Origin of the sequence: Rhizobium beringeri (assembly GCF_004306515.1) — a bacterium.
Classification (GTDB): domain Bacteria; phylum Pseudomonadota; class Alphaproteobacteria; order Rhizobiales; family Rhizobiaceae; genus Rhizobium; species Rhizobium beringeri.
This window is the reverse complement of record NZ_SILG01000001.1, coordinates 444,553-450,726: the sequence shown is the minus strand read 5'-3', so window position 1 is coordinate 450,726 and position 6,174 is coordinate 444,553. Positions and strand designations below refer to the sequence as shown.

The 6,174-nt window shown below is 53.4% G+C and carries 5 protein-coding genes and 1 pseudogene; 1 reads left to right on the top strand and 5 read right to left on the bottom strand.

The window, feature by feature from the left end; all coding sequences use genetic code 11:
- The first annotated feature begins 123 nt into the window (after positions 1-123).
- Positions 124-1,398 (top strand): annotated as a pseudogene (locus ELH03_RS02305) (O-antigen ligase family protein).
- Positions 1,399-1,537: 139 nt separating this feature from the next.
- Here the strand turns inward: ELH03_RS02305 and ELH03_RS02300 are convergent.
- The 5 genes from ELH03_RS02300 to ELH03_RS02280 form a co-directional block, all read right to left on the bottom strand.
- Entirely contained in the window at positions 1,538-2,590 is a 1,053-nt protein-coding gene (locus ELH03_RS02300; protein ID WP_130765958.1) for a polysaccharide pyruvyl transferase family protein, read from the bottom strand.
- Positions 2,591-2,602: 12 nt separating this feature from the next.
- Positions 2,603-3,154 carry a class I SAM-dependent methyltransferase gene (locus ELH03_RS02295; protein WP_130765957.1) on the bottom strand — a complete coding sequence of 184 codons (552 nt, stop codon included), beginning with the start codon at positions 3,152-3,154 and terminating at the stop codon, positions 2,603-2,605.
- 63 nt (positions 3,155-3,217) lie between these two features.
- Entirely contained in the window at positions 3,218-3,763 is a 546-nt protein-coding gene (locus ELH03_RS02290) for a methyltransferase domain-containing protein (protein ID WP_130765956.1), read from the bottom strand.
- A gap of 164 nt (positions 3,764-3,927) precedes the next feature.
- The gene (locus ELH03_RS02285) at positions 3,928-4,839 is read right to left on the bottom strand and encodes a glycosyltransferase family 2 protein (RefSeq protein ID WP_130765955.1); all 912 of its coding nucleotides are present in this window, start codon (positions 4,837-4,839) and stop codon (positions 3,928-3,930) included.
- Positions 4,840-4,979: 140 nt separating this feature from the next.
- Positions 4,980-6,170, bottom strand: a complete 1,191-nt coding sequence (locus ELH03_RS02280) for a hypothetical protein (RefSeq protein WP_130765954.1) — start codon at positions 6,168-6,170, stop codon at positions 4,980-4,982.
- Between the last annotated feature and the right edge of the window lie 4 nt (positions 6,171-6,174).

Below are 6,174 nucleotides of genomic sequence, written 5' to 3'. Positions count from 1 at the left end.
CCAGAACGGCCTGTTGCCTGAATACCACGTTGAATAAAGCCATGGATTGCGCCCTCATCGCGGCTTGACAGCCGTCTTCGCGATCCTTAGCGAGACAGTATCGACACTGTCAGGGCCGGCAAGGTGAATTACTTCAGGCAACTCAAGATAGCAGTGCTTCATACGGGGACTGAGGCCGGAAGTGCGCTCGATCGAAATAACCGCATTGCGGTCTTTGCCTTTGCAATCCTTCCGGGGCTTTCGCCGAACTTTAACTCCTTCATCCTCCTCGCGTCGATGGTATGGGGCCTCTACTGTCTGGCCACGGGCCGCCTCGCCTTGAACTTGTCGAGATCCGACCGGCTGGTTGCCATTGGCATGTCGATCTACCCGCTGGTGATGATCGCCAGCATATTCATCAATCCCCCTTACTCCGAAGAACTGGACTGGATATTCCGGCTCCTGCCTTTCTTTTCGGTCTGGCTGATGTTGCCGCGAATGCGCCAATCTCCCGATGGCCGTCTCGTGCCGCTCTTTATCCTCGCCGCAGGCATCGGCATGATCGTCACCTTTGTCTTCAGTCTCCTGCAGATCATGTTTCTGATGGAGAGGGCCGAGGCTGGAACGTCGAACGCTGCACTGCTGGGCGTCATAGGCGTTCTTTTCGGCGGCATTGCGCTTCTCAACGTTCAATCTCCGAGAAGCGTGGAGCAAAGAATTGCGATATTGGGATATGCCGCCGGCCTAGGCTGCGTGCTGCTTTCGGGAACGCGTTCGGCCTGGCTGGTCATTCCCGTCCATATCGTCATCTTTCTCTGGTATTTTCGCAAACACAGCTTCCATCTGAGCTTGCGCAGCCTCGCCATTACCGGCTCCTTGCTGTTAGCCGGACTTGTCGCCCTGGGCAGCGGCCAGATCCTCAATCGCATCGAGGCGCTCCAGGGAGATCTGACAACGCTCGAACGCAGTGACGGCGAGATCACGTCGCTCAGTGCGCGGTTCGCTTTGTACAAAGGTGCACTATCAGCAATCCGTAAGGACCCCTTGACTGGTTATGGCCCGCAAAACCGGATGGCTTCGGTTCTGGCGGAACTTCCCGATAACATAAGGCCGCAGCTGCCCTTCTCGCATGTCCACAACGGTTTTCTGACCGCGGGAATCGACGCCGGCGTTTTCGGTATTGCGGCGCTTTCGCTGATGCTCCTGACGCCCGTGATAGGCGCGTGGAGAAAAGAACCCGGACCGGGCCGGGATCTCGCCATTGCGCTCGCTCTTCTGCTCGTCAGCAGCTGATTCATAACCGGCAGCTTTGGCATCATGTTCAATCAGAAGGCTCTGGATCCGATCTTCGCCTATATGGTCGCCCTTATTTGTGCGGACAGAGGCAGGACGGGCTTTATGCCTGTCGTTCGGAGCTAGATCTCTCAAGAGCGGTTCAGTTTTTTGCGAAAGTGCAGAACCGTCCCGAGCTTTGCTCTTGCGCCATTCCTGGGAAAACTGCTTCGCACTTTACTGGCGTTGCTCTAGCTGACGTCACAGCGATGCCTAGTTGATCCGCTTACGGGCGGCCCGGAATCGCATTTACGAAACGCTGCATCACCAAATGGCACGCCTGAGCCGAGGTTCTGATCGTCTCCAGATCCGCATCGAGGTGATGGCCGAGTTGCCCGGGTTCGATGAGTTCGAAACCGAGAGCACTCGCAATTCCGGGGGAGCGTTCGTCGACCTTGACGAGAAAACTCCATTTGTTCTGACTCAACATATGAAGATGCGCATGGAGGCGACTACCCACATGCAAGTCCACTTGCCCGTAAAATGCCAGGAGCCTGTCAACGTCGTCAGCAAGGAGGATCTCGTACCCAAGCTGTCGAGCGAGTTGCCGCAGGTGGCGAGGCGTCTTCGCCTTTTGGCTGCCCAAACGCATCCCTAACCGGTCGGCCAACGGCTCAAAGACAGACGGAGGATCGAAATTCTGATGGAACACCAAAACCCGCCTCTTGTCCGGAAATAACTCGGCCACCTCTTTTAAAACCGGAATTTCTCTATCCCAGAAATCACCGCGATCTGTAATTGTTACCGCGATGGTTGAAAGGTTGCGCTCGAACTTATAGCCGTCCAATAAGGGCCGGTCCATGACAACAGGGCAGCAGGTCATCAGTGTCTGCTCTCGCAATGCCGGCAACGCCGTGTCCAGAAGCCCCTTCGTCAACGGACAGCGCCAACTTGAGTACTCAATTCGTTCGTGGATGATCGACAAGATCTCACTGGCGTTGTCTGTGAACCCTTCGTTGAAACCCGCTTCTCCGTGCAGACCGATACCGAAGGGTATGAACACCAGGTTTGACTTGCGCAGCGTGCTTGCCTTCATTTTGGCGATCGGCGCGAAGTCATCCTTGAGTTGGTTGGCTCCGGCGAGAATCACATAGCGATGCGACTGCAACCGCGCAAAATCCTCATCGTCGAGGGGCACTCTAGGAGAAAACATCGCCGACTGAGAGAACCTGCCAACCTGCCTCTCAATCGCACGCAAGATGAAGCCGTCACCATAATTGGCCTTCTTTTGATGACGAATGGAAGGCGGAACCAGGAATGGAGTAAGAACTGCGGACATCAAGAATTGCGCCTATTTCCGGCCAGCGTAAACCGCATATGGATTAGGGTGAGTGCGCACGATCACCTTTTCAACCACTTCACTATAGTTTTCAAAGAACACTTCCTCAAGGCACTGCGGCGAAAACCTATAGAAATCAGCATTGTATCGAATGCCGTGTCTAGCGAAAGTACGCGTGGTATTGTCACTATCGTCGGGAAGGGTCATGTAAATCGGCACCCCTATGATGGCGAGTCCACCCGGCTTCAGTACCCGCAAAAACTCCCCGGTGCTTTTCCAAAAATATTTGTCGTGCTCAAGCGAAGATGAGGACAGAATACAATCGAATGTGTTCTCGCTGTACTCCAATTCGTTCGAATTACCCAACACCATCTCACACTGTTCAAGCTCTGGCGAAGTTTTCTCAAAGCCCAGGTTCAGCGCAATTTTGCGAGCACCATTAAATGTATCCATCGACAATAGAGTATATGCACTTGCACCAGCTTCCATAACCGCTGCAACTTTGCGATCCCCTAAATGCTTCTTGACGATATCCTCGAAGACCGCAAACACCTGTGGACTCATAAATCACCCTTTCTTTATTTGTATCGCTGTATGTCTACTCATGTATCAGAGTATCAATAACAGCTATCCCGCACGGCTCCGGGCAATTACAAGAAACGTACGCTTCTCTATTGGCTCGAGATAACTATCCAGCACCTCCCAGCCACACTCGGCCAGCAGAGACAGGAGTTGATCTTTGGAAAGATGGTTTCTCCAGCCAAGTCGGGTCAGCGCTTCCCCGTCATACACGCCGGCATCCGATATGACATGCGAAATGATAAGCCGATCTGCCGATCCAGCCATCTTAACCAAGAAGCCCCTAAGATCATCGATATATTCGCTGACACCGAGGACTGTTATAAAGTCATAATGCCTGGGAAGCTCGTCCCTGTTGAGATCCAGAGCAATAACACGCCGGCTCTGAGGAATAATGTCGTAACCTTGATAGGAAACTCGGGACAAACGAGAAGCTAGGAGTCGCTCGAGTTTCTCATCCCCGCAGCCAAGATCGGCGACATCTACGCGCTCCGCTTCCCGAGTTTGAATATCTCTCTGAATAAAGGAAACGCAGATCTCAGCCCGATTGAGCCACGACGTAGCCTTTTGATCCGACAGGTTATAGCGATTCATGATTGCTCTCTTGACGGCTCCACTCAGAGGTAACAACTCCTCGATATCATCCGTGACTTATGCCCCGAAGGCGACATTGCGTTTACCCGCCTTCCGAGACAAAGGCTAGCCTTTTTCCCGAGCGGTGGCGCTTCCTTCGAAACCGCCGATAGGAAGCGCAACGCCTACAACCTGTTCAGTAGAGCGAGGATGGGAAGAAATTTTGTTTGGAACGCGCTTTGGCGCTTTATCCCTGTTCGCTTGAGCACGGACAACCTCTCAAAGGGCCAACTGCCATGCCGAGCCCGCTGAAATGCATGGAACGCGGCACGATTTTCGGGAGTAAGGCGATCCTCGAAGGTCTTGATTGCGAGTTCGTGGATAGTATTCCACGTCCGCCATTGCCCCCGGAGGGCCATCCACAACCTGACGATTTGCCCCGAGATACTATTGTTGGCGCCGACCAGGTTGGCGGCGTGTTGACGGTATTTCAACACCGGCTGCGAATCATATCGGACCACCCCGCCACAGCCCGCGACAACAATATAGAACCACCAGTCATGGGAAATGAGTCGTGTTTTCGGCAAGGTGCCAACCACAACATCCCTCGCCGCCTGGTTGAACATCATCGTGTTGCCTCCGCCGATGCTCTGGACCAGGGCGTTGCGAAAACTTGGTTCGAGTTTGAACTCCGGCGACATTCCTGCATGATTGAGTTGTTCATCGACAATTTCAGTCCGAGCGAAATAAACTGCCGGTGTGCCCCGGTCGATCCGCGAGAGCCAGTCAATCCCACGTTCGAGTTTGTCCGGGTACCAAATGTCATCTTGGTCGCTGAACGCATAAACGTCGGCGTTCCTGAGCTTCGAAAGATTGCTCAGGAAATTTCCGCAAAAACCGAGATTGACGGGATTTCGTATCAAGCTGAAGCGAGCATCATTTACGGCCAGGGCTGCCAGCATTTCGACGGTACCATCCGTTGAACCGTCGTCGAAGAACGTGACATGCCAGTCGGTGAGCGTCTGCGCCTCAATGGATGCGATCTGCTCCTGAAGATGGCGCATACCATTATAGGTCGCGCAAAGAATCTCTATCAAGTCAACATCTCCGAATCTTCAACGTGAAGCGACAGCAGCGCGTTGACGAGCAATTGGCACAGGGCATGCCACTTCTTCTGTTGACGGCGCACGTCCCGGCAAGCGCCTCTCCAGCTACAGCCCATCAGCCGCAAGCGAACCTACTTGCCATTGCACGACGCCAGTTCCTGCGAAGACGCGCTCTCGACGGCTCGGCGTGAGATGGCTGGAAATACCTCTCCGTCTTGCTCGAACATCGTCTCTCCTTGCAAGATAGCCTCCAGGAGAAGAGTTGAACCGGTGCATGTTTCCATGTGATCCTCGTCCGAAAAAAGGCTCCAATCCTCGGCAAATCCGAGCCCCTCACGCTCCAGATCAATGAACGGAATGTGATATTTTTCGGACACCCTCTTTAGGTCCTCAACATGCAAATCCAGGCCATACTCTTTCTCGAATTCAAGCACATCGGATCGCACCGGCGGCTGATAGAAGACGATCTGAATATTGTGTGCTTTCCCCCATATTGCGAAAAGGTCGAATAGCCCATCCCAGGGAAAATTGCTTCTGATATCAGTGAGCCTCTGAATTTTAGGATGTTCGCGTGCAATGGGCGGAAGTGGATTCGCATTCATCGCGGCAGACAAATCAATCCGCTCACCATTTGGACGAACCGTCTTGAACCAGGGATCATCGTAAACCGGGATGGAGCCATCCGCCCCGATCAACCTGCGGTATAAATTGGTCAGACGAAGATCCGATCTGTACCGCACAAAGTGAAGCAAATCGGAATCTGGCGACCCTCCATTCGTTTCGTAGTTGATAATTTCCGCTTTGGTCTGCTTTGCCTGATCCAGTTGATCGATAAGAGGCATCAAAGAAAGGAGCAACGGAAAGTATTTCTGGTGATCTCTTTCCATGGTTAGCCCATCGCGACGCCTCATCAAAACTGGTGCCTCGACATAGACCTTTCGCAAATTGGGGAATTGACGCCGTAATATTTCCGCCTGCAAGAGCAGCCCGTATGAGATTTCATTATAGGAATTCCCGGATCCATTGACTGCATCCGCGAACCCAAAGCGAGCGGGCCTCAGAACCTTTGACCGAGAACTGCCGACGAACGCGGTATGCACGGCCTCCGGATCCGGCAAGTGTTCGAACAGCGCGACATTGTGTACCAGAAACTGGTTGCCGATTTCGCGTCCAGATATCTTTGTTTCCGGCAGCGACCGAAGCAAGCCCTCTACACCCTCCGTGCTCGTTGCGGCCTGCGACATTTCATAAGCGCGAACCGCCCCCTCAACCATGGCTAACGCCAGCACAGACACCACGACGTAAGCGAATACCCTTCTCACCGCT